Source organism: Brachybacterium halotolerans, assembly GCF_016623465.1.
Classification (GTDB): domain Bacteria; phylum Actinomycetota; class Actinomycetes; order Actinomycetales; family Dermabacteraceae; genus Brachybacterium; species Brachybacterium halotolerans.
This window is the reverse complement of sequence record NZ_JAEDAJ010000002.1, coordinates 356,947-380,455: the sequence shown is the minus strand read 5'-3', so window position 1 is coordinate 380,455 and position 23,509 is coordinate 356,947. Positions and strand designations below refer to the sequence as shown.

General features: G+C 70.6%; 20 protein-coding genes and 1 pseudogene. 11 read left to right on the top strand and 10 right to left on the bottom strand.

Going from position 1 to position 23,509, the window contains the following annotated elements; genetic code table 11:
- Positions 1 to 19 precede the first annotated feature (19 nt).
- The 5 genes from I8D64_RS05835 to I8D64_RS05815 are packed head-to-tail and all read left to right on the top strand — an operon-like array spanning position 20 to position 6,332.
- The gene (locus I8D64_RS05835) at positions 20 to 1,603 is read left to right on the top strand and encodes an ABC transporter substrate-binding protein (RefSeq protein WP_246482761.1); all 1,584 of its coding nucleotides are present in this window, start codon (positions 20 to 22) and stop codon (positions 1,601 to 1,603) included.
- Positions 1,603 to 2,553 (top strand): ABC transporter permease, encoded by a 951-nt coding sequence (locus I8D64_RS05830; protein WP_200501561.1) that lies wholly within the window; start codon positions 1,603 to 1,605, stop codon positions 2,551 to 2,553. The genes I8D64_RS05835 and I8D64_RS05830 overlap by 1 nt, the downstream gene beginning before the upstream one ends.
- Positions 2,550 to 3,494 (top strand): ABC transporter permease, encoded by a 945-nt coding sequence (locus tag I8D64_RS05825; protein WP_200501560.1) that lies wholly within the window; start codon positions 2,550 to 2,552, stop codon positions 3,492 to 3,494. The genes I8D64_RS05830 and I8D64_RS05825 overlap by 4 nt, the downstream gene beginning before the upstream one ends.
- Positions 3,491 to 5,245, top strand: coding sequence for an ABC transporter ATP-binding protein (locus I8D64_RS05820; RefSeq protein WP_200501559.1), 1,755 nt, complete (start codon positions 3,491 to 3,493; stop codon positions 5,243 to 5,245). The genes I8D64_RS05825 and I8D64_RS05820 overlap by 4 nt, the downstream gene beginning before the upstream one ends.
- A gap of 22 nt (positions 5,246 to 5,267) precedes the next feature.
- Positions 5,268 to 6,332 (top strand): alpha/beta hydrolase fold domain-containing protein, encoded by a 1,065-nt coding sequence (locus I8D64_RS05815; protein ID WP_200501558.1) that lies wholly within the window; start codon positions 5,268 to 5,270, stop codon positions 6,330 to 6,332.
- A gap of 23 nt (positions 6,333 to 6,355) precedes the next feature.
- Here I8D64_RS05815 and I8D64_RS05810 read toward each other — a convergent pair whose 3' ends face one another.
- From I8D64_RS05810 to I8D64_RS05790, 6 genes and pseudogenes are all read right to left on the bottom strand, one after another.
- Positions 6,356 to 7,093 carry a thiolase family protein gene (locus tag I8D64_RS05810; RefSeq protein ID WP_246482760.1) on the bottom strand — a complete coding sequence of 246 codons (738 nt, stop codon included), beginning with the start codon at positions 7,091 to 7,093 and terminating at the stop codon, positions 6,356 to 6,358.
- Between the two features lie 9 nt (positions 7,094 to 7,102).
- Positions 7,103 to 7,174, bottom strand: a pseudogene (locus tag I8D64_RS17910) (hypothetical protein); the annotation flags it as partial.
- A 60-nt stretch (positions 7,175 to 7,234) separates the two neighbouring features.
- Positions 7,235 to 7,873, bottom strand: a complete 639-nt coding sequence (locus I8D64_RS05805) for a 3-oxoacid CoA-transferase subunit B (protein ID WP_200501557.1) — start codon at positions 7,871 to 7,873, stop codon at positions 7,235 to 7,237.
- Position 7,874: 1 nt separating this feature from the next.
- Positions 7,875 to 8,591 (bottom strand): 3-oxoacid CoA-transferase subunit A, encoded by a 717-nt coding sequence (locus I8D64_RS05800; protein WP_200501556.1) that lies wholly within the window; start codon positions 8,589 to 8,591, stop codon positions 7,875 to 7,877.
- Positions 8,592 to 8,754: 163 nt separating this feature from the next.
- Positions 8,755 to 9,882 carry a PucR family transcriptional regulator gene (locus tag I8D64_RS05795; RefSeq protein WP_200501555.1) on the bottom strand — a complete coding sequence of 376 codons (1,128 nt, stop codon included), beginning with the start codon at positions 9,880 to 9,882 and terminating at the stop codon, positions 8,755 to 8,757.
- 493 nt (positions 9,883 to 10,375) lie between these two features.
- On the bottom strand, positions 10,376 to 11,311 hold the full coding sequence (locus I8D64_RS05790; RefSeq protein WP_200501554.1) for a GNAT family N-acetyltransferase: 936 nt from the start codon (positions 11,309 to 11,311) through the stop codon (positions 10,376 to 10,378).
- Between the two features lie 232 nt (positions 11,312 to 11,543).
- Between I8D64_RS05790 and I8D64_RS05785 the strand changes: the two genes are divergently transcribed.
- The 3 genes from I8D64_RS05785 (at position 11,544) to I8D64_RS05775 (ending at position 14,532) form a co-directional block, all read left to right on the top strand.
- On the top strand, positions 11,544 to 12,422 hold the full coding sequence (locus I8D64_RS05785) for a phosphotransferase (protein ID WP_200501553.1): 879 nt from the start codon (positions 11,544 to 11,546) through the stop codon (positions 12,420 to 12,422).
- A 174-nt stretch (positions 12,423 to 12,596) separates the two neighbouring features.
- Entirely contained in the window at positions 12,597 to 13,679 is a 1,083-nt protein-coding gene (locus I8D64_RS05780) for an erythromycin esterase family protein (protein ID WP_200501552.1), read from the top strand.
- Between the two features lie 298 nt (positions 13,680 to 13,977).
- The gene (locus tag I8D64_RS05775) at positions 13,978 to 14,532 is read left to right on the top strand and encodes an ElyC/SanA/YdcF family protein (protein WP_200501551.1); all 555 of its coding nucleotides are present in this window, start codon (positions 13,978 to 13,980) and stop codon (positions 14,530 to 14,532) included.
- Between the two features lie 143 nt (positions 14,533 to 14,675).
- Here the strand turns inward: I8D64_RS05775 and I8D64_RS17905 are convergent, their stop codons facing one another.
- Complete coding sequence (locus I8D64_RS17905; protein ID WP_425490273.1) at positions 14,676 to 15,083, bottom strand: NUDIX hydrolase; 408 nt, start codon at positions 15,081 to 15,083, stop codon at positions 14,676 to 14,678.
- A 658-nt stretch (positions 15,084 to 15,741) separates the two neighbouring features.
- Between I8D64_RS17905 and I8D64_RS05765 the strand changes: the two genes are divergently transcribed.
- Both I8D64_RS05765 and I8D64_RS05760 read left to right on the top strand, forming a co-directional pair.
- Positions 15,742 to 17,106, top strand: coding sequence for an aspartate kinase (locus tag I8D64_RS05765; protein ID WP_200501549.1), 1,365 nt, complete (start codon positions 15,742 to 15,744; stop codon positions 17,104 to 17,106).
- On the top strand, positions 17,103 to 18,218 hold the full coding sequence (locus I8D64_RS05760; RefSeq protein ID WP_200501548.1) for an aspartate-semialdehyde dehydrogenase: 1,116 nt from the start codon (positions 17,103 to 17,105) through the stop codon (positions 18,216 to 18,218). The genes I8D64_RS05765 and I8D64_RS05760 overlap by 4 nt, the downstream gene beginning before the upstream one ends.
- 65 nt (positions 18,219 to 18,283) lie before the next feature.
- On the opposite strand, the gene I8D64_RS05755 is transcribed toward I8D64_RS05760, so the two are convergent.
- Complete coding sequence (locus I8D64_RS05755; protein ID WP_200501547.1) at positions 18,284 to 19,036, bottom strand: pentapeptide repeat-containing protein; 753 nt, start codon at positions 19,034 to 19,036, stop codon at positions 18,284 to 18,286.
- A complete protein-coding gene (locus I8D64_RS05750) occupies positions 19,036 to 20,148 on the bottom strand; it encodes an adenosine deaminase (protein ID WP_200501546.1) in 1,113 nt (370 codons plus the stop codon). Before I8D64_RS05750 ends, I8D64_RS05755 begins: the two co-directional genes overlap by 1 nt.
- 293 nt (positions 20,149 to 20,441) lie before the next feature.
- Between I8D64_RS05750 and I8D64_RS05745 the strand changes: the two genes are divergently transcribed.
- On the top strand, positions 20,442 to 21,707 hold the full coding sequence (locus I8D64_RS05745) for an arginine deiminase (protein ID WP_200501545.1): 1,266 nt from the start codon (positions 20,442 to 20,444) through the stop codon (positions 21,705 to 21,707).
- Between the two features lie 23 nt (positions 21,708 to 21,730).
- Here the strand turns inward: I8D64_RS05745 and I8D64_RS05740 are convergent, their stop codons facing one another.
- Entirely contained in the window at positions 21,731 to 23,086 is a 1,356-nt protein-coding gene (locus I8D64_RS05740; RefSeq protein WP_343068449.1) for a UDP-glucose dehydrogenase family protein, read from the bottom strand.
- Positions 23,087 to 23,509 lie beyond the last annotated feature (423 nt).

Sequence of the window (23,509 nt, the reverse complement as noted above, 5' to 3'; positions counted from 1 at the left end):
CCGTGACGGAGAGGAAGCGATGAGCGGGCGCAGAATGGCGGGCAAGGTCCCGGCGGGACCCAGCCGCAGGACGCTGCTGGGCGGCGCCGCAGGGATCGGATGCTTGGGTCTGCTCTCGGCGTGCGGCCGCGCGGCGGCCCCCGAGGTCGACGTGGACGGCGAGCCGCGCCGCGGTGGAACCCTGCGGGTCGGACTGGTCGGCGGCTCGTCGGCCGACAGCGTCGACGCGCACACGCCCGTGAACTCCGGCGACTCCGCCCGCGTCATCAACCTGTACGATCCGCTGCTGCTGCGCGGCGATGACTACCAGCTCGAGCACCGGCTCGCCGAGTCCTTCGAGCCGAACGCTGAGGCGACCATCTGGACCGCGAAGCTGCGCCGGCACGTGACCTTCCACGACGGCTCCCCGCTGACGGCGGACGACGTGGTGTTCACCTTCGAGCGGATCATCGACCCCGACGACCCGAAGTCGGGCGCCGCGGGCCTGGCCGCCCTGGACAAGATCGTCGCGGTCGACGACCACACCGTCGAATTCCACCTCCACGAGCCTGACAGCGCGCTGGACGACATCGTCGGCCAGTACTCCCAGGGCATCGTCCCTCACGGCTACGACCCGGAGGCGCCGATCGGCACCGGACCGTTCTCTCTCGCGTCCTTCGACCCCGGGCAGTCCACGGTGCTGAAGGCCAACACCGAGTACTGGGACGGCGCGCCCTACCTCGACCAGGTGCAGCTGCTGAACTTCAACGACACCGACGCGATGGTCAACGCGCTGCTGTCCAGCCAGGTGGACTGCATCGGCCAGATCCCGCTCGCGCTCGTGGATGTCCTCGGGTCCGACGAGCGGATGAAGATCCTCAACTCCGAGACCGGCATGTGGCTGCCCTTCACCATGCGCGTGGACGTGAAGCCCTTCGACGACGTCCGCGTGCGACAGGCCATGCGCCTGGCCGTCGACCGCCCGCAGATGATCGAGCAGGTCTTCTCCGGCTACGGCCGGGCCGGTAACGACATGTTCGCGCCGCTGGACCCGGACTACCCGAAGGACTTCCCGCAGCGGGAGCAGGACCTCGCCGAGGCAAAGCGACTGCTCGCCGAGGCGGGGCATCCCGACGGCATCGACGTCGAGCTGGTCACGGCCCCGATCCAGTCGGGCGCGGTCGAGGCCGCGCAGGTGTTCGCCGAGCAGGCGAAGGACGCCGGGATCAGGATCAGCATCCGCCGCGTGGACACCACCACGTTCTTCGGCGAGGACTACCTGCAGTGGGACTTCGCGCAGAGCTTCTGGTACACGCGCAACTTCACCTCGCAGGCGGTCTCCTGCGTGCTCGAGGGCTCGCCGTTCAACGAAACCCACTTCACCGACGAGGAGTTCGCGAAGCGGATCGACGCCATCCGCGCCGAACTCGACGAAAAGGCCCGCAGGAACCTCATCCGCGAGGCGCAGAAGCAGCTCTTCGAGGAGGGCGGATACATCATCTGGGGATTCGGCAACCAGGTCGACGCCTACCAGGGGTACGTCGTCGGTCTCGTGGAGAACGCGACGGGGCTGCCCCTGTCCGGGTACACCTTCCGCCGCGTGTGGCTGGGGGAGGTGTCCTGATGCGTCGACTCATCCTGCGCAGGCTCGTCCTGTCGGTCGTGATCCTGCTCGCCGTCTCCGTCGTGATCTTCTGCGCGACCCTGCTGCTGCCGGGCGATCCGGCGCGCGCCATCCTCGGCCAGCAGGCGACCCCCGAGCGGATCGCCGCGCTCAACGCCGAGATGGACCTCGACAAGCCCGCGATCGTTCGGTACTTCTACTGGCTCGGAGGGCTGTTCGTCGGCGACTTCGGGTACTCGACGTCCTCGGGCGGTCCCGTGAGCGCGCTGCTCTCGCAGCGCCTGGTCTCGAGTCTCGTGCTCATGTGCCTGGCCGCGATCGTGTCCGTGCCGCTCGGCATCGGCTTCGGGATCTACTCCGCGCTGCACCACGGCACCCGCCGTGACAGTGCCGTGACCTGGGTGAGCCTCGCGCTCGCCGCGCTGCCCGAGTTCGTGATCGGCATCGCCTTGGTCACGCTCCTGGCCACCTCGGTCTTCCAGGTCCTGCCGGCGGTGACGATGGCTCCGCCCGGGGTCGCGCCCTGGCGCCTGCCCTCGCAGATGATCCTGCCGACCATCACCCTCGCCCTGGTGGTCGCGCCGTACATCGCCCGCATGATGCGCGCGACCATGCTCGACGTCCTCGACTCCGGGTACGTCGAGATGGCCCGTCTCAAGGGCGTGCCCGAGCGTCGCGTGATCCTGCGCCACGCGCTGCCGCACGCGGTCGGCCCCGTTGCCCAGGTGATCGCGATCCAGCTGGCCTGGCTCGCGGGCGGCGTCGTGGTCGCCGAGTTCCTGTTCCGCTATCCCGGCATGGGCCAGGCGCTCATCGACGCCGTCAACTTCCGCGACGTCCAGGTCGTCCAGGCGGTCTCGATGATCGTCGCGGCCGTGTACGTCGTGGTGAACCTGCTCGCCGACATCGTCGGGATCCTGTCCAATCCGAAGCTGAGGAGCCAGTCATGAGCGATTCCGCTGCTGTTGCGCTCACCGGGGACGGACCCGGCGGACCCGACCGGTCCGACGCGCCGGGCGAGGAGGCGGGGGCCGTCAAGGAGTCGGCCTCCCGCCCCGTCCCCATCCTGCGCCGCGTCTGGGCGCAGTCCGAGGGCCGGATCGGCATCGTCCTCACCGCGGTGATCGTGGTGCTGGCCTTCGCCGGTCCTCCGCTCGCCCCGGTGCTCACCGGGCACGGGCCGACGGAGTTCGCCGCCCGCCCCTTCCAGTCCTGGGGCCTTTTCGGGACCGACGAGCTGGGCCGCTCGGTCGCCTCCCGGTTCCTCGCCGGCGGCACCCTGCTGGTCGTCTACGCAGTCGCCGCCACGGCCATCGGCCTGATCGTGGGCGCCGCGTTCGGGATGCTCGCCGCCTACGCGGGCGGGATCCTCGACGCGATCCTCATGCGCTGCAACGACGTGCTGCTCGCCGTCCCGCAGCTCGTGTTCGCGATGCTCGCGATCGTCGTCCTCGGCTCCCACGGCTGGGTGCTGATCGCCGTCATCGGCCTGACCCACGCACCGCGTGTGGCGAGAGTCGCCCGGGCGGCGACCCTCAACGTCATCAACGAGGACTACATCCGGGCCGCCGAGATGTACGCCATGCCGCGCAGCCACATCATCTTCCGCGAGATCGTGCCGAACGTGACCGGCCCGCTGAGCGTCGAGGCCGGGCTGCGGCTGACCTACTCGATCGGCGCCATCGCCTCGCTGTCCTTCCTGGGCCTGGGGATGCAGCCGCCCACCGCCGACTGGGGACTGATGATCAACGAGAACCGGATCGCGCTCAGCATCCAGCCGTGGGGCGTCCTGCTCCCGGTCCTGGCGATCGCCGTGCTGACGATCGGCACCAACCTGCTGGCCGACGCCATCGCGCGGGCGACGGCCTCGACGAACGTGGAGGGACTATGAGTACCGCACCGTCCACCGCCTCGACCCCGGCCGTCGACGGCGCGCCGTCGATGGTCCTGCGGATCGACCAGCTGCGCGTGAGCGCCGTCGCGGGGGACGAGATCCTCCACGGCATCGACCTCGAGCTGCTGCGCGGGCAGGTCCTGGGCCTGGTCGGCGAATCCGGATCGGGGAAGACCACCGCCGGGCTCGCGTGCCTGGGCCACTATCGCGCAGGCGTCGAGCGCACCGGCGGGGGCATCGAGCTGCTCCCGCGCGAGGGCGAGCCGGTGCGGATGGAGGATCTGGGCGCCGACCAGGTGCGCTCGCTGCGCGGCTCCCGCGTGGCCTACATCCCGCAGGACCCCGCCCTCTCGCTCAACCCCGCGATGCGCGTGGGCGAGCAGATCCGCGAGGTCCTCGACGTCCACGGCTACGGCAGCTCCGCCCGGGAGCGCGAGGCCCGCGTGGGCGAGGCCCTCGAGGACGTCGGGCTGCCCTCGACGCGGGAGTACCAGCGGCGCTGGCCCCACCAGCTCTCCGGCGGCCAGCAGCAGCGGATCGGCATCGCCATGGCCTTCGCCATGCTGCCCGACGTGCTCGTCCTCGACGAGCCGACCACCGGGCTGGACGTCTCCACGCAGGCGCACGTCCTCGACACCATCCGCGACATGACGCGCAGGCACGACGTCGCGAGCCTCTACATCACCCACGATCTCGCGGTCGTCGCCGAGCTCGCGGACCGCGTCGCCGTCATGCTGCGCGGCGAGCTCGTCGAGGAGGGACCGGTCCACAAGGTGCTCCACGACGCCGAGCACCCGTACACCCGCCGGCTGCTCGCCGCCGTGCCCGACCTGCAGGGCCGCAAGCAGCTCACCCACGCGGTCCCCGAGCCCGGCCGCGCCACGGAGCGGGCCGGGACCGCGGAGGGGTCGGAGCACGCGGAGGCGGGACGGGACACGCCCCCCGCCGCGGTCGAGAGCGCCCCGGCCCCGGACGGCGGGGCGGACGATGCGCGCGAGGGCGATCTGTTGCAGGTGAGGGACCTCAGCATGCGCTTCGGGTCGAACACCGTGCTGAGCGGCATCGACATGACCCTGCAGCCGGGGGAGTCGCTCATGCTGCTGGGGGAGTCCGGATCGGGCAAGACAACCCTGTCCCGCTGCGTGGCGGGCCTCGTCGACGGCTACGAGGGCTCCGTCAGCCTGCACGGGGAGGAGCTCGCGCGCTCGACCCGCGCCCGCTCCCTAGAGAGCCGACAGGGCATCCAGTACGTCTTCCAGTCCCCGTTCTCCTCCCTGAACCCGCGCCGGACCATCGGGCAGTCGCTCACCGTCCCGCTCGAGCTCAGCCGTCGGCTGCCGCGCGGCGGGCGGCGGGCCGTCGTCGAGGAGGCGCTCGACACGGTGCGGCTGGGGCGCTCCTTCTACGACCGGCGTCCGGGGGACCTCTCGGGCGGCGAGCGCCAGCGCGCGGCGATCGCCCGGGCCCTCGTCAACGCGCCGAGCGTGCTCGTGTGCGACGAGGTGACCAGCGCGCTCGACGTCTCGGTCCAGGCCTCGATCATCGCGTTGCTGAACACGCTGCGTGAGGAACGCGGACTGGCGATCCTCTTCGTTACCCATAACATCACGCTCGCTCGGCACGTGTCCGACCACATCGCGGTGCTCAACAAGGGGCACATCGTCGATCGCGGGACGGTCGACGCCGTGCTCGAGAACCCCACCCACGAGTACACCCGGACGCTGCTGTCGAACATCCCGCAGCTGTGAGCACGAAGGACGAGGAGTCGCCATGACCGACGGACACGCCGCCCCGGCGCAGCGGGTCGAGGAACTGCCCGATCACCTGATCGAGGCGCTGAGTCCCCAGATGCGGCGGGTGCTCGAGCACCAGTACGCGGACGAGGCCCGCCGACGCGCCGAGCTGAGCCTGCCCGAGGACCCGCTCGAGGCGGCGCGGGCGGACTACCGGGCGGAGCGGGCCTTCTGGAACGTCGGCGGCCCGGCGATGGCCTCCACGCGGGATGTCGTGCTCCCCGTCGCCGGGGCCGAGGTCCCGGTGCGGTGCCACCGCCCGACGACCGCCGCCCGCACGGGCGCGCCCGCGATCGTCTTCCTCCACGGCGGCGGGTTCACCCTCGGGGACCTCGACACGCACGACCGCATCCACCGGATGCTCGCCCACCACAGCGGCGCGGTGGTGGTGGCCGTCGACTACTCGCTCTCGCCCGAGGCGAAGCACCCGCAGGCCATGCACGAGACCGCCGCGGTCGCCGCCCATCTCGCCGTGCGCGGCGAGGAGTGGGGGATCGACCCGCGCCGGCTCGCCCTCGCCGGCGACTCCGCGGGCGCGGGGCTCTCCATCGGGGCGGCCCTCAAGCTGCGGGACGACCAGGTCGGCGGCTTCGCCGACGGCGCCGTCACGGGCCCCGAGGTCTTCGACCGGCTGCGCTCGCTGCTGCTGTTCTACGGCGGCTTCGGCCTCGCGGACTCGGCCTCACGCCGCCTCTGGGGCGGGGACTGGGACGGGATGGCGATGGAGGAGCTCTCCGCCTTCGCCGAGGCCCTCTACGCCGACCCCGCGGACGCGGACGCGCCCTGGGCGCGTCCGATCACGGCGGACCTGTCCGGCCTGCCGCCGGTCCTCGTGCGGTCGGCGGCCCTGGACCCTCTCGCCGACGACAGTCGCGCCTTCGCCGAGCTCCTGCGCCGCGGCGGCGTCCCCCACGACTACCGCGAGGCACCCGGCATCCTGCACTCGTACCTGCATTTCGGACGCATCCTCGACGCGGCGAACGAGACGCTCGCGGAGGCCGGGGTGTTCGCGGCCGCGCATGCGGCCGGCCCGCGCCGGTAGGCGTCAGGGCTGGTCCGCGCGTATCAGAGCGCGCGCCACAGGCTCGCGACCGCCTGGCCGCCGCCGATGCACATGGTCGCGAGCCCCAGCTCACCGCCGGTCCGGCGCAGGCCCGCGATCGTGCGGGCGCTGATGATGGCGCCGGTGGCGCCGATCGGGTGGCCCCAGGCGATGGCGCCGCCGAGCGGGTTCACGACCGACTCGTCGAGGCCGAGGTCGCGGATCACCGGGACCGCCTGGGCGGCGAAGGCCTCGTTGAGCTCGATCCAGTCCAGGTCCGCGACGTCGACGCCGGTGCGGGCGAGCAGCCGGTCCACGGCGGGCTTCGGCCCGTAGCCCATGATCGCCGGGTCGATGCCGACCTTGGTGAAGTCCACGAGCTCCGCGATCGGCGGCGCCCCGCGCGCGCGGGCGACTGAGGCGCGCGTGAAGACCAGGGCGGCGGCGCCGTCGTTGATGCCCGAGGAGTTGCCCGCCGTGACGGTGCCGCCCTCGCGGAAGACCGGGCGCATCCCCGCGAGCTTCTCGAGGGTGACCTCGCGAGGGTGCTCGTCGGCGTCGATGATGACGTCGCCGCGATGGCCGCGGACCGTGACCGGGATGATCTCTTCCGCAACCGCGCGGTCGCCCTGGGCGGCGCGCGCACGGCGCTGCGACTCGAGCGCGAAGGCGTCCTGCTCCGCGCGGGCGACGCCGAAGCGCTCGGCGACGTCCGACTCGCCGACGAGCAGCTCCCCGGCGCCGAGCGCGATCGCCTGCATCCCGGAGCCACACAGCCGGTTGACGGTCAGGGCCGTGGAGCTCTCGCGCGCGCCGGCCCCGAGGCTGACGCGCCGGGAGATGTAGGCGTCCCGGCCGGTCGAGCCGACGCAGCCGACGATCCACTCGTCCCGTTGGGAGGGTCAGTCGAGGGCAAGGGTGAAGCCCGGCTCGGTGGCCTCGCGCAGCTCCTCGACGGTGACGCCGGGAGCCATGGCCGAGAGCACCAGGCCGTCCTCCCCGACGTCGAGCACCGCGCGGTCGGTGATGATCCGGTCGACCACGCCCACGCCGGTGCGCGGCAGCGTGCACTCGCGGAGGATCTTCGGGCTGCCGTCCTTCGCGGTGTGCTGCATCATCACGATCACCCGGCGCGCGCCGGCGACCAGGTCCATGGCACCGCCCATGCCCTTGACGAGCTTGCCGGGAATCTGCCAGTTCGCGATGTCGCCGTCGCCCGTAACCTGCATGGCGCCGAGGATGGCCGTGGTCATCTTGCCGCCGCGGATCATCGCGAAGGAGGTGGCGGAGTCGAAGATCGAGGCGCCGCGGCGCAGGGTGATGGTCTGCTTCCCGGCGTTGATGAGATCCGGGTCCTCGTCGCCGTCATAGGGGAAGGGGCCCATCCCCAGCACGCCGTTCTCGCTCTGGAGGACGATGTCGACGCCCTCGGGCAGGTTGTTCGCCACGAGCGTCGGCATCCCGATGCCCAGGTTCACGCAGTCGCCGTCGTGCAGCTCGGACGCGGCGATCGCGGCCATCTCGTCTCGGGTCCAGGTCATCTCAGGCCGTCTCCTGCTCGTCGGTCCGGGGTCGCACGGTGCGCTGCTCGATCTCCGTCGGGCTCACCGCCTGCGAGACGTGGTGGACGAAGACGCCGGGGGTGTGGATGTCGTCGGGGGCGAGCGCGCCGGCCCCGACGATGTTCTCCGCCTGCGCGAAGGTCGTGCGCCCGCACATGGCGGCCAGGGGGTTGAAGTTGCGCGCGGTGAGGCGGTAGCGGAGGTTGCCGTCCGTGTCCGCGGTATGCGCGTGGACCAGGCCGAGGTCGGCGACGATGGCGCGCTCGAGAACATGGGTACGGCCGTCGAACTCGGCCGTCGGCTTGCCCTCGGCGACCTCGGTGCCGACGCCCGTGGGCGTGAAGAAGGCAGGGATCCCGCTGCCGCCCGCGCGCATGCGCTCGGCGAGCGTGCCCTGAGGGACGAACTCGACGTCGAGTTCGCCGTCGATGTATCGGCGCATGAACAGGGCGTTCTCGCCCACGTAGCTCGCGAGGACCTTGCTGATCTGGCCGTTCTCCAACAGGAGCCCCAGGCCCTTGCCGTCCACCCCCAGGTTGTTCGAGGCGACAGTGAGGTCCCGGACCCCGGTCTCGCGCACGATTCTGATGAGGTCGGTGGGGATGCCGCACAGACCGAATCCGCCCACCGCGATGGTCATCCCATCGCGCAGGACGCTCCGGAGCTGCTCCGACACGTCGTCCGAGACCTTGGACACCGTTGTTCCTCCCGCATGATCGTCGCGCGGACGCCCCGATCCTCCGAGGTCGCTCGCGGCGGTCGCCGCGCACGGGAGACGGGTCGTCCTCGAGCCTAGGAGCTGCGGGGCCGGACCGCCACGCACGAGCGGACAACGCCGGAGCGGTCGGGATTGTGCGGATCTACAACGAGGGCACGTCCGGGCTGCCGAGCTCGATGGCGCATCGGGCGCCGGTCACGTCGTCGGGGTCCGCGAGGTCCGCGCCCGTGAGCGCTTCGAACCGGCGCAGCCGGTACCGCACCGTGTTGGGGTGCACGACGAGGCGCTCGGCGGTGCGCGGGATGCTCTGCCCCGAGCGGATCCAGGCGTCCACGGCGGCGAGGACCTCGGCGCCGAAGCGGCCCTGGTCGACGATCGGGTCGAGCAGGCGCTGCGCGTAGTGCCGTCGGACGTCGGGACGGGCGGCGAGGGCGAGCCGCCACCCGAGGTCCTCGATCGACTGGACCCCGTCGCGTCCGAGGTCGTGAGCGAGGTGGAGCGCGTCCTTCGCGGTCCGGTCGGAGACCGGCAGCTGGTCAGGGGGTCCGAAGGGGCCCAGCCCCACGGGCGCTCCGGGATCTGCGGGGCGCCCGGCCACGATCCCGAAGCAGGAGCTGCCGTCGGTGACCACGTGGGCCCTCGCCTCGGGCAGTGAGCCGGATCGCTGCAGGTGGCGTCGCATCTGCTCCGCCGGCGCGCCCTCGGGCACGGCGCAGCGGATAGCCGCGTACTCGGTGCGCGGCTCGAGCATGCCTCGCCGGGGCACCCCGGCCAGGAGGTCGCGCACTACCGCCATGCGGCGTTGGGCGTCGTGGAGGGCGCTGTCGACCTCCAGGTCGTGGTATTCGGTGATGATCCGGGTGGTGAACGCGTCGGCCACGCCCCACATCACGCGGACGCCTGCGACCGACTGCGCCGCCGAAAGCTGCTGCGAGATCGCGAGGTCGACGAACCGCTCATGGATCAGGGCGATGGAGATGCGGAAGCCGCGGACGATCTCCTCCACGGGGATGTCCGCGAGGAACCGCTCGCGGGCGGTCTGCGCCGCGTCGCTCAGCTCCTCGGGATCAGGCACCCGCGACGTGCGAAGGGCCGTGAGCGCCGTGCGCAGATTCCTGCCCACGGCCTCCGCCAGCGCCGAGGCGTCGACGTAGGCGTAAGAGGCGAGTTCGTCGTGGATGCGAGTGCACGTCAGGTCCACGAGCTCCTCATGCGCACGGGCGAGTGCGTTGAGGACCCCGTCGAGGACGGGGCGGGGCGGGGCGATCATGGCGATGAACCTCGGGAAGGTGGTGGAGCGGAGCAGGGGCGAGGCGAGCGGCGGCGAGCGGCGCAAGTGTCCCACGATCTGGTCGGTCGAGTAGTCCTCGTCGAGGCCGTGCCGGGCCGCAGCGTGGAGGGTCGGGTCAGAAGCGATCCTCAGTACCTTCGAGCAGCAGCGCTTCTCGAAGGCATCACGCCGAGCGCGTGAGGGTGCGTCACGAGGCGCGCCTGGCGTCACTTGAGGTACACCCCAACCCGCAGATCTGTCGCAGAACCGCCGTCTAGGACCCTGTGCAATAGAGAAGACTTCGGTCGCGTAACTGTTGCCCAGGGCAGACCTCAACGCGACGAATCTGTGCCATCGAGGTGTCTCGCGCTGTGCAGGAGTCCCTCACTGGCGTGGACCGTGTGTGACGCCGTAGCTGCGGCCACGTAGATGACATGCAGGGTGCATTCCAACGGGGTGCATCTGTGCGTTTGAGGTCAGTCGGGAGCGGGTGTCAGTGGGAATGGCCGTCTTCCGCCTGTGTCATCCGGGTACCTCTGTTCATGGGGGTGAAGCCCGCCTTGAGGTACGCGTCCCAGGGGGCGCGGTAGTAGGGCAGCGGGGCAGAGTTGATGAACACGGAGTGCCCACCCAGCTCGCCCGTGAGGCGGCACGCGTCCAGTGCGAGTGTCTGCGCCAGGCCGAGTCCTCGATGCGAGGGGACGATGCCCAGCGGCTCCAGCTCTGCCCAACCGCTCACGGGGTCCAGCCAGACGGTGCAGCAGCCGGCCAGTGACCCGTCCGGTGCTTCGATCACCAGATCCAGGTCCCGCCTGTAGATCGGTGCGGCCAGCATGCTCTCGAGCGCCGAAGAACTGAACCTGCTCTCCGCATTCGGGTCGATGTCCCCACCGGAGCCATCTGTGAAGGGGAGCTCCGCGGGCTTCCATGCTCGCCTGTGGGTCTGGATGCGCCGCCCCTGTTCACCGTCCTCCAGGGGGCGTATGCGATAGCCGGAGGGCGCGTGCGCTGCGACGCTCTCGGCCGCATGGCTCAGACCGGCGAGAGGAAGATCTTCCGCGACAAAACCACGGCTGATCAGATCCTGTTGAAGGGAATGCTGCTCGTGATGAACGGCGATGCTGAACCGCGAGCCGGCGGCGATGTCGAACAGCCACGACGTGAGGGCTGCTGTGGTGGCGTCGTCCTCGGGGGCGCACTCGAGCCGTGTGTCATCGGCAGAGAACGCGGCCCATCCCGTGACTCCCGTGGGGGAATGAGCGATGACCTTGTGGTCGGGAAGCTGGCCCGTGCTGATCTCCCACGCGAGCCCTCCAGGGTGCGTGCAGGCAGGGAACATGTCGGACAGTGCCCGCTGGATTCCCAACCCATCGGCGTCCATCGTCCCGTTCCACGGCGACAGGTGCGGTGTGCAGCCAATGGAGTGCATAGGGCCAACGGTAGCCCCGGGCAGCAACGGGATTTCCGGGATCTTCGTTCGTCCGGCTGGGGTCTACCTCGACCTGGAGATCTTTTACAGAACCGCCGTTTTGGACCCTGTGTGACCGAGGAATCTACGGTCGCGTAATTGCCGCGCAGGGTAGGCCTCAAAGGGGCAGATGTGTGCAATTGGGGTCACCAGCGACGCGCGAGAATCCGGCCGTTGGCCGTACCGTGGATTCGTGGAAGAGATCCGGGATGTCCTTGTCGAGGAGGCGGTTGCCCGGTGGCCCGAACACGACTGGAACGCAGGCGACATGCACCGCGGGGCGTTCCATCTCGTACTGACTGCCCCGGACGGCCCGACAGTGCGCGCGATCCAGGGTCATCGAGGACGCGAGCGCAGTCGGCGCGAAGCTTCCGTGCTCGCGGCACTGGAAGCCTGCCGACTGTCCCTCGTCGTGCCCAGGGTCATCGGGGGGCCGATCTGGTCTGAGGTTCCGCGAACGTGGCTCACCTTGGTGACGACCGCGCCGGGGGCATCCGCAGCCGATCTCCAAACATGCAAGTCCCAGCGTCTCGCCGCGTACGCCGAGACGCTGGATTCGCTCCGAGTGGCATCATCACGCGTTGGCGACACCCTGCCGCCGACACGTGCGTGGTGCGGAGGGGAACGCTGGCCGGACATCGTTCGCCGCGTCTTGATTCCCTTGCTCCACGAGTCGGTGCGCGCCTGTGCTGCAGAGCGCGTGGAGAGCCTGATCGATGCCGAAAGAGGCGCCTCGCTCACGCTCTGTCACGGCGACTTCGGCCCTCACAACATTCTGTGGACGAACGACCGAGTCGACTCGATCATCGACTTTGACCATGCCTGTATCGGCGATCCCGCGATCGACCTCGCACCTCTGATCAGCTTCCACGGCGCGGCGAATGTTGCGCCGCTGGGTCCACCGGACGAAGTCCGAAGGGCGATGCTCCACCGAGCGGCCCTGCCTCTGCAGGTTGCAGCGGCCGCGCACCTCGCGGGGCTTCGATTCCTCCGTGACCACGCACTCGGGAACTTCGAGCGTCGCGCCGATGAAGGCACCCTGTTCGACCCGAACGGCGACAGGCCGGACTGACGCGTCGCACACGGTCTTGTCCCGTGCGCTGCCCTCCACGGAGCACCCCGCCGCGCGGGCGTCTGCGCGCCCGTCGTGGCCGGGTCTGCGCCAACCTTCACGTTGACGGGTGCGCGAGTGGACCGATCGCACGACGAGCGAGCTCGGTCATCGTCGCGATGAAAGACTGGCAAGGTGAACGTGCGCCTGACCGACCGAATCCTCCCTCTGGTTCAGGCGGACGGCGTGCTCGGCCTGGGCGAGCCCACCCACGGCAGTGCGAACGCCTTCTCATGGAAGTTCGATGTGATCTGCGAGCTCGCCTCGAGGGGATTGCTCGGCGCGGTCGCATTCGAGGACTCCTACGTCCTCGGAACCCGAGTCGACCAGGCTCTGAACCACGGGGGAGATCTCGCTGAACCCTGGCGCGATGCTCTCAGCCTCTGGCGCACCACCACGATCAGCGAGGGGATCGCGCGCCTGCAGTCCATCAACGCGACCCTGCCGGCTCAGGAACGCGTGCGCTTCCTCGGCATCGATTCCAAGCCCGCGCACCATTCGGCGCTCGCACTCCTCGACGCCGGCGCATGGGTGCCGCCTTTGCGACGGATCGCGCGACGCGAGCCACTTGTTGAGTCGGAGCTCGACGAAACACGCCGGGCCTGCAGACACTTCGCTCGACATCGCAACCCGCACACCTCGGCAGCCGCACGCCAACTGCTGCGCTACATCGACGTCTACCTTGCTGAACCCGACCTGCAAGGGCTGCACCGACGCGACACGCACATGGCCGAGACGCTGCTGGAGAGCCGTCCCCATCGAGGCATCACTGTGGTCTGGGCGCACAACGAGCACGTCGCGCGCAACCCCGACAACTTTGGCGGACCGTCAATGGGCCAGGTACTCCACTCGCGAATCGGCACCAGGTACACGTCGATCGGAATCCTGTGTGGAGAAGGTGCCTGCCGAGCGGTCGACCCTTCCAGCGGTGACAAAGATTACCGCAGTGTCCCGCTGCCCACCGCCGGCCCGAATACAACAGAGGCGGCCTTGAAATCCCTTCGAGCGGACTTCGTCACCGCAGCCGAGTTCACTCACCCCGGGCCGCGCCGATTCATCGGCTGGAAGCTCGACAGCAGCCTCACGGAACTCGCCGCCCGTCGAGAGTTCGAGCTGCACCGCCCCTCCACGGATTTCGACGCCATCGTCTATCTACCGTCCAGCGTGGCAGATGCCTCGATGGGGAGCGGACCTGTCGCACGAGCAGGTGGCACCTGATCTCGCATCAGCCCCTAACGGTGGCGCGACCATACATGGAGGAAGTAGCCGAGCTCGGCTAATTTCCACTGGGGGTAATTGGCTCCCTGCCTCGCCAACCCTGGATGGATCGCGTGGTTCAGGACGCCGCGCGCCCGGCTAGAGACTGGAAGCACGCTGGGGACGGCGAACCATAATCGGTGGTTGGAGGTCAACAGCCCGGCGGTCCTGTACGCCGAGGTCGACGACGTGGTAGTGCCCTGGCATATCGCGCGCTAGTGTCTGACGCATGCGTCGAGGACTAGCAATTGCGGGCGCCGTGGCTGCAGGAATATGGGCCTGGGGCGAGTGGCAGAACCGCCGATGGTCACTGACCCTTGTCAACGACCCGCCCGGAAGCTCGGAGGCGATTGTGGTGCTGGGATTCAAGAACCCTCAGCCAGATGCCAACTTCGTCAACCAGATCCGCGTTCAAGTAGCTCTACGGTCCATCGATCCGACCGCTGAGACGCGACTGATCTTCAGCGGAGGGCCGACCGCGGCTACGAGGTCGGAAGCCCGAGTGATGGCCGACTACGCAGTGAACGAGCTTGGGTATCAAGGCGCCTATCTGCTCGAGGAGGAGAGTCGCACAACCTGGGACAACATCGCGAACTCGCTCCCGATGATTGAAGATGTCGACCGAATCAAGATCGCGTCACTGCCCGCCCACGCACTCAAGGCACGGGTGTACGTCCGGAGGCAACGGCCTGACCTGGCCTCCAAGCTAGTCAAGGCTGCCGACTACAAATTTGGCGAGTGGGCGGCGCTCAAACCTGCACTAGCGGCCTACAGCCAACGCACCTTGCGAGCGGTGCGGGAAGACCTGCCCTGAGCGGGAGTGCACCCCACGGCCGGGCAGCGCGAGCACATCGCGGAAACGAGTTAGCACGAACCCGATCCCTCGCCCGCGCCAGAAGCGGTCCCATTCGGGTCAGAGGTTGGTGCAGGCCTTCTTCACGAAGAGGCAGCCTCGCGCTAGCGGGGTCCAGTGCCAATGAGGTGCGCCGCGCGCGCAGCCCACTCCGTCAACGGAGCAGGCAGGTCATCGACGGAGAAGAAGCGCACCTCATCTACCTCGTGGGGAGAGCGCGGCTCCGGCACCCCCTCTACATGTGCGCTGTACAGGAGTCGGACTCCATGACGCTGCACGCCGTCCCCGGGATCGTAGACATTGTCATGCACTCCAAGGATCTCTGCCCGAACCACCTGAAGCCCTACTTCTTCGTCCACTTCGCGAATTAACGCTTCAGCAGGCGGTTCACCAAAGTGCACCCCTCCGCCCGGCAGTGACCATCGGCCGGACCCGACTTGATGGGCGAGCAGAAGACGGGCGCCGTCGCAGATCACGGCGAAGACCCCAACTCTCGTACGACGCGTTCGCATAGCAACAGGTTCTCATCTGAGTGGCGGGACCGTCGTGAGGCGGGCTGATCTCTTGCGCGTGTGAAGCGGACCTTGGGCGACAGTTTCTCCGGCGCAGCGTCACTGTTGCTCTGGGGTATACCTCAACGCGACACCCCATTCGATACGGGCTACGGTTCACGATCGGGTCCTAGGCGGTGATTGCGCAACGCCTCTGCTCTGCTTCGCCTGCAGGCCACCTCACTGGCACACGTTCGGCGAGATCACGGGTGACGTCGGCTCGTTCCGCGCGCCGAGCACCGACCCCGAATCTCCGGAGAGCCAGCGAGACCAGCGACATCGCCCGGTCAGACCACTCCACATTCCGCATGGTGCCCGACCCGCTCCGGATCGCTCCGCCCACGCTCCCCGCAGTCCGCTCCCCGGGCGACCCCGTGCCCCGTCGGCCGTCGGATCGTAGAATCGTCGACGGGTCCGCGCGCCGCGGGCCCGCGTTCCGTGCCCACCGTCGGTCGCGCGCTCCCGGACCGACGGCAGCGCGCACTCGCGCACCCGCGCTGACCTGGTGGAACACGTGCGCCCCGACTTTTCAGCGGGATCGGACGGTTCGTCGGCCACCACTGGCCGGCGATCCCGACGCCGACCGACCCCGTGACCGAGATGAAGGAGCCCGCACCCGATGAGCCTCGTCGTGCAGAAGTTCGGCGGTTCCTCCGTCGCCGACGCCGCTTCGGTGATCCGGGTGGCCTCCCGCATCGCCCAGTACGCGAAGGCCGGCCACGAGGTGGTCGTCGTGGTCTCCGCGATGGGCGACACCACCGATGAGCTGATCGACCTCGCCGAGCAGGTCACGCCGAACCCGCCGCCGCGCGAGCTCGACATGCTGCTGACCGCCGGCGAGCGGATCTCGATGGCCGTCCTCTCGATGGCGCTGAACAACAGCGGTGTCGCCGCCCGCGCCTACACCGGCTCGCAGGCGGGCGTGATCACCGACGAGGTGCACGGCAAGGCACTCATCCAGAAGGTCACGCCGGGCCGCATCCGCAGCGCGCTGGACGCCGGGAACGTCGCGATCGTCGCGGGCTTCCAGGGCGTCTCGCAGGGGACGAAGGACATCACGACCCTGGGCCGCGGCGGCTCCGACACCACCGCCGTCGCGCTCGCCGCGGCGCTCGACGCCGACATCTGCGAGATCTACTCCGACGTCGACGGCGTCTTCACCGCCGACCCCCGCATCGTCCCCAGCGCCCGCCGGGTCCCCGTGATCTCCTGCGAGGAGATGCTGGACCTCGCCGCGAACGGCGCGAAGATCCTCATGGGACGCAGCGTCGAGTACGCCCGCCGCTACGGCGTCCCCCTCCACGTGCGCAGCTCGTTCTCCGGACGCCTGGGCACGATCGTCTCCGACGACGCCGAGCGCATGGTCCCCGTGGACCCCGGCGTCACCGTCCGCATCGCCGATGTGCCGCACCTGGATGCGGCCGACCCCAGCAAGGAGCTGTCCGTGGACACCACCGATCCCGGCCTCGAGGCGCCGATCATCTCCGGCGTCGCCCATGACCGCAGCGAGGGCAAGATCACCGTCGTCGAGGTGCCCGACCAGCCCGGCAAGGCCGCGCTGCTGTTCGACGTCGTCGCCTCCTCCGGCGCGAACATCGACATGATCGTGCAGAACTCCTCGACGACCGACGACACGGTCGCGATCTCCCTGACGCTCCCGGAGGCCGACTCCGACGTGGCCCTCGCCGCGATCGAGCAGGCGCGGGAGACGATCGGCTTCTCCGAGGTCCGCTACAACAACCAGATCGGCAAGGTCTCCGTGGTGGGCGCCGGCATGAAGTCCTCCCCGGGGGTCTCGGCCACGCTGTTCCGCTCGCTCGGTGAGGCCGGCATCAACATCGACATGATCTCGACCTCGGAGATCCGCATCTCCGTGGTCACCGACATCTCGCGGCTCGACGACGCCGTGCGCGTGATCCACACCGCCTTCGGCCTGGACGCCGAGCAGACCGAGGCCGTGGTCTACGGAGGGACCGGACGATGAGCAGCACCGACACCACCCGCACCGCCGTCGACTTCTCGGCCACGCCCGGCTATGCGGCCGACGGGCCCGTGATCGGCGTCGTCGGCGCCACCGGCCAGGTGGGCCGCGTGATGCTCGCCCTCCTCGCCGAGCGCGCCCTGCCGCACTCCGCCGTGCGCGCCTTCGCCTCCGCGCGCAGCGCCGGCAGCACCGTGCGCTACGCCGGGCTCGACCTGGTCGTCGAGGACGCGGAGACCGCGGACCTCGAGACCTCGCCCGTGCACATCGCGATCTTCTCCGCCGGAGGCTCGACCTCGAAGGCCCTCGCCCCGCGGTTCGCCGCGGCCGGCGCGGTCGTGGTCGACAACTCCTCCGCGTGGCGCAAGGACCCCGAGGTCCCCCTGGTCGTCTCCGAGGTGAACCCCGAGGCGATCGCCGATCGCCCCCGCGGCATCATCGCGAACCCGAACTGCACCACGATGGCCGCGATGCCGGCGCTGAAGGCCCTGCACTCCGTGGCCGGCCTCGCGCGCCTCAAGGTCGCCACCTACCAGGCGGTCTCGGGCTCCGGCGTCGCGGGCGTGAAGGAGCTCGCCGCGCAGGTCCGCGCCGCCGCCGATCACCTCGAGGAGCTCGCCCTGGACGGCTCGGCGGTCGAGCTGCCCGCGCCCGAGACCTACGTGAAGCCGATCGCGTTCAACGCGCTCGCCTACGCCGGGAACCTCGTCGAGGACGGCTCGGGCGAGACCGACGAGGAGCAGAAGCTGCGCAACGAGTCGCGCCGCATCCTGAACCTCCCCGACCTGCCCGTCGCCGGGACCTGCGTGCGCGTGCCCGTGTTCACCGGCCACAGCGTCGCGATCCACGCGGAGTTCGACGAGGAGATCACCCCCGAGCGGGCCCACGAGGCCCTCGCGGACGCGCCCGGCGTGACCCTCGAGGATGTCCCCACGCCGCTCGAGGCGGCCGGCAAGGACGGCACCTTCGTGGGCCGCATCCGCCAGGACCAGTCCGTGCCGGGTGGCAAGGGCCTCGTGCTCTTCGCCGTCTCGGACAACCTGCGCAAGGGCGCGGCGCTGAACGCCATCCAGATCGCCGAGCTCGTCGCCGCGGAGCGCTCCGGCCAGGCCTGATCGACCACATATCCGACGGGTCCGACGGACCTGGCCGATTCGGCCGGCCGTCGGCTCGTCAGCCGTCACCCGCTGACGCGGATCCCCAGGTGGGCGGCGAAGTCCTCCGCCCAGGCGGTCGCCTGCGCGACGGAGACCACGGCGCCGCGCATGCCGCCGATGCCCGCGAGCGCGCTCGTTTCCAGGCCGCGCAGGTCCACGTCCGCGAGGCGCGCGCCGGTGAAGGTCACCGTCTCGGCGCGGCAGTTCTCGAAGCACACGCGCGTCGCGTTGGCCTCGCCGAGGTCGAGCTCCGCGAGCGTGCAGTCGCGCAGCACCACGTCGACCAGGTGCGCACCGCGCAGGTTCAACCAGTCCAGCTTGCAGCCCGTGAGGACGACAGAGTCGAGGTCGGCGTCGAACAGCTCGAGCGCGCCGATTCGCGAGGCCGTGATCTCGGCGCCGTGCAGGGTGGCCCGGCCCGCCTTCAGCGCGGGGGCGTTCAGGCGCTCGATGCGCACCTCGGTGAGACGGGCATCCTGCAGGTCGGTCTCGTGCGCCGTGACATCGACCAGCTCGCACTCGTCGAGCGCGAGCCCGTGCAGATCACGGCCGGAGACGTCGGCCCCGTCGAACCGCCTCCCCTCGAGGGACGCGTAGGAGTCGAGGGCATCGGCGGGGGAGTCCTCGAGATCCCGCAGCACGAGCGTATCGACGCGGGGCGCGGCGACGGCGTCGGACGAACGTGCCGCCCCGCCGGAGCGCGAGGCCCCGCCGGAGCGGGAGGCCCCGCCGGAGCGGGAGGCGTTGGGGGAGCGGGAGCCGCGGCGCGCGGCCATCAGAGCGCCTGCCCGGCGCTGCCGTCCCCAGGGGACCCGGCGGCGGTCCGTGCGGCCTGGTAGGCGGGCACGACGACCTCCTCGCGCAGGGCGCGGCGCTGCTCGTAGGAGGCGAAGCCGCTGTCCAGGCCGATGAGCGTCGCCTGCTCGAGCTCGTCGAGCCCCCAGGAGAAGGTGTCCACGATCCGCCCGAGCTCCCGGCTGGTCCGGGTCCTGCTCATGAGGCGATTGTCGGAGCTCACCGCGACCCGCATGCCCGCGCGCCGCAGAGCGTCCACGGGATGCGAGGGCATGTCGGCGAAGGCGCCGGTCTGCAGGTTCGAGCTCGGGCAGACCTCGAGCACCACGCCGTGGTCGCGGACTCGGCGGGCCGTCGGGCCGACCTCGCCCGAGTCGATGTCGTCGATGAGACGCACGCCGTGGCCCAGGCGCTCGGCGCCGCAGTCCAGGGCGTCGGCGATCGAGTCGACGCCCGCGGCCTCCCCGGCGTGGATCGTCACGTGGACGCCGGCGGCGCGGGCCCGCTCGAGCTGCGGGCGGAAGCGGGAGGCGGGGAAGCCGTCCTCGGGACCGGCGAGGTCGATGCCGACGACTCCGCGGCCCCGGCGCGCGATCGCGAGGTCCACGATCTCCTCGCGCGGGGCGTTCTGGCGCATCTGGCAGAGGATCTGGCCGACGAGGATCCGCCCGCCCGACGCCTCGACCTGCGCGGTGCCCTCGTCGAGGCCCGCCTGCACCGCCTCGACGGCCTCCTCCATGCTCAGCCCGCCCTCGAGGTGCTGCTCCGGGGCCCAGCGGGTCTCGGCGTAGACGGCGCCGTCGGCCGCCATGTCCTCCACGAACTCGCGGGCCACCCGGCGCAGGGACTCCGGGGTCTGCATCAGCGCGAGCACGCGCGAGAAGGTCTCGAGGTAGCGGGGGAGGGATCCGGAGTCCGCGGCCTCGGCGAACCAGTCGGCGATGCCCTCAGCGGTCGGCGCGGGCGGCTCGATGCTCAGTTCGCGCGAGAGGTCGAGGACGGTCTGCGGGCGCACCCCGCCGTCGAGGTGGTCGTGCAGGACTGCCTTCGGCAGGGCGCGGAGGTCGAGATCGGAGGCGTCGGAGGCGGGCATCGCTTCTCCCGAGGGTGTGGTGGCGGATCGGACGGACCGGTGAGGCCGTGCGGAGGATCGGAGGGCAGCGAGTCCAGTATCCCCGCCAGCGCCCGGGCCTCCGGGCCCTGGGTCCCTGTCGGGGTCCCCGGACGCCGGACGGTCGATGCGGCCCGCCTCCGGCGAACTCCTCCCGATCCCGGCCTCGATGCGCGATCATGCCAGGAGCGCCCGACGTCCGAAGCCGTCCTGACGGCGACGCCGACGCCGTGCCGCTCGGGGCCGAGCGGCACCATCGATCCGTGGGAGGCACCATGCCCGAACGTCCCGTCGAGACCGCGCCCGCCCCCTCCGGCGTCCATTCCGAGGTGGGCCGGCTGCGGAAGGCGCTCGTGTGCCGGCCCGGGCTCGCCCATGAGCGGCTCACCCCGTCCACGAGCGACGAGCTGCTGTTCGACGACGTCATGTGGGTCGAGGCAGCCCAGCGCGACCACGCCGACTTCGTCGAGACCATGACCTCGCGCGGCGTCGAGGTGCTCGAGCTGCACGACCTGCTCGGCGAGGCCATGGACATGCCCGAGGCCCGCACCTGGCTGCTGGACCGCAAGGTGATCGCCAATCGCGTGGGCCTGGGGCTCGTGGACGCGACCCGCAGCAGCCTCGACGCGCTCGACGGCCCCGAGCTCGCACGCGTCCTCATCGGGGGCATGGCCACGACGGAGCTGCCCGCCGACCTTCGCACCGCCTACGCGAACCTCGCGCGCGAATCCGTGGGCACCCCCGAGTACCTGCTGCCGCCGCTGCCCAACACCCTGTTCACGCGCGACACCACCTGCTGGATCGGCGACGGCCTCACCCTGAACCCGCTGTACTGGCCGGCCCGCAAGGACGAGACCCTGCTCATGCAGGCCCTCTACCGCTTCCACCCCGAGCTCTCCGGCTCGCGCGTGTGGTGGGGCGACGCCGAGCGGGACTGGGGGCAGGCGACCCTCGAGGGCGGCGACGTGATGCCCGTGGGCAACGGGACGCTGCTGATCGGCATGAGCGAGCGCAGCTCCCGGCAGGCCATCACCCAGCTCGCCGCCGAGCTCTTCGCGGCAGGCGCCGTGGAGCGGATCGTGGTCGCGGGGATGCCGCGGCTGCGGGCCGCCATGCACCTGGACACCGTGTTCACCTTCGCCGACCGCGACCTCGCGACCGTGCACCCGGCGATCGTCGACGGCATCCACGCCTTCTCCATCCGCCCGGCCGACAACCCCCTGGGCATGGAGGTGCGCGACGAGGGCGAGCGCCGCTTCGTGGATGTGGTCGCCGAGGCCATGGGTCTGAAGGAGCTGCGCACGGTCGCGACCGCGGGCGATCTCTACGCCTCCGAGCGCCAGCAGTGGGACAGCGGCAACAATGCCGTCGCCCTCGAGCCCGGCGTCGTCATCACCTACGACCGCAACACCCAGACCAATGCCGCCCTACGCGACGCCGGCGTCGAGGTGCTGACGATCCGCGGCGCCGAGCTGGGCCGCGGCCGCGGCGGCGGGCACTGCATGACCTGCCCGATCGTGCGCGACCCCGTCGACTGGTGAGGTTCGGCGTCGACGGGTGGGGCTCAGCGCCGGCCGAGTCCGGAGGCGTCCCAGCCGGCCCGTCGCCACGCCGCGAGATCGAGCACGTTGCGGCCGTCGATGAGAAGCCTCGCGGCGACGAGCGTGCCGACCCGCGCCGGGTCCAGCTTCCGGTAGAGGGGCCATTCGGTGAGCAGCAGCACGAGCTCGGCCCCCGCGAGGGCCTCCTCGACGTCCTCGATCGCATGCAGCGAGGGGAAGCGGGCGCGCACGTTCGCGAGCGCGGCCGGATCGGTGATGGACACGTCCGCCCCCTCGCCGACCAGGCGCACCGCGATGTCCAGGGCGGGGGAGTCGCGCACGTCGTCGGTATCGGGCTTGAAGGCCGCGCCGAGCACCGCCACGCGTCGGCCCTCGAGGCTGTCGCCGAGGGCGGTGCGGGCGCGGCGCAGCATGTACTCCCGCCGTCCGGTGTTGATCGCGTCGATGTCGCGCAGGAACGCGAAGGAGTCGACGGCGCCGAGCTCCCCGGCCCGGGAGATGAGGCCGCGCAGGTCCTTGGGCAGGCAGCCGCCGCCGAAGCCCACGCCCGCGCGCAGGAACTTCCGGCCGATCCGGTCGTCCATGCCGATCGCCTCGGCGACGTCGGCGACGTCAGCGCCGGTGATGTCGCACAGCTCGGAGATCGCGTTGATGAAGGAGATCTTCGTGGCCAGGAACGAGTTCGCCGAGACCTTCACGAGCTCGGCCGATTCCAGCGAGTACACCTTCCGCGGGATGCTCGTGGCCAGCATCGGCGCGTACACGCGGTCCAGCAGTGCGACCTCGTCCTCGGCCTCGGCGCCCGCGGGATCGGCGAGGCCGTAGACGAGCCGGTCGGGGCGCAGGGTGTCGGAGACCGCGAAGCCCTCGCGCAGGAACTCCGGGTTCCACACCACCGTGGCCCCGGCGATCCCGGCCACGCGCGCGTGGAGGCGGCGGGCGGTGCCCACGGGCACGGTGGACTTCCCGGCGATCAGGGTCCGCGCCCCGCCGCGCGCCGCGAGCAGCGGGACCAGGGAGTCCAGCGCCGACTCGATCATGCCGAGGTCCGCTCCCAGGCCGTCGGCCCGCTGCGGCGTGCCCAGCGCCAGGAAGTGGACATCGGTCCCGGCGAGATCGGCGTAGTCCGTGGTGAAGGTGAGACGGCCCGAGGCCACGGTGCGTGCGAGCAGCTCGGCGAAGCCCGGCTCGTGGAATGGCGGACGCGCCGCGCTCAGAGCGGCGATCCGCTGCGCGTCCACGTCGAGCCCGATCACGCGGTGCCCCAGCTCGGCCATGGCCGCCGCGTGGACGGCGCCGAGGTACCCGCAGCCGATCACGGAGACCGTGAGGGGCGGGAGCGGCCGGGGAGTGTTCACGGAGATGTCGACCTCTCGAGGGTGTGGAGGGAAACGGTTGGCGTCATCGGACGAGGCCCGAGCAGAACCCGGCGACCTCAGCTCCTGGGGTGTTGTGCTCGGCACCGTCCCGCGGTCTCACGAAGAATCGTCCGTCGCTGCGGGTGAGCAGTGCCCGATGCTGCGATGAACTCTTGACGTCCATCGAGCGGCGCGAACGCGGGCCGCCACCGTCGTGGTGTGCAGGGCTCCGATGAGCCGAGCGACGAGCGCATCGGAGGCCGCGACCTCATCGGCGCCGGATGTCCGGTATGGGTGAATGTGCTGGTAAGCGACTCGGGTCTGGGGGTCGGTGTCGGATACCGGACGGTAACAATCGCGCAACAAAGCGCTTTCCTGGCGAGATTCCCCTGTCGGAGCTGAACAGACTCTGTAAGTCTGCTT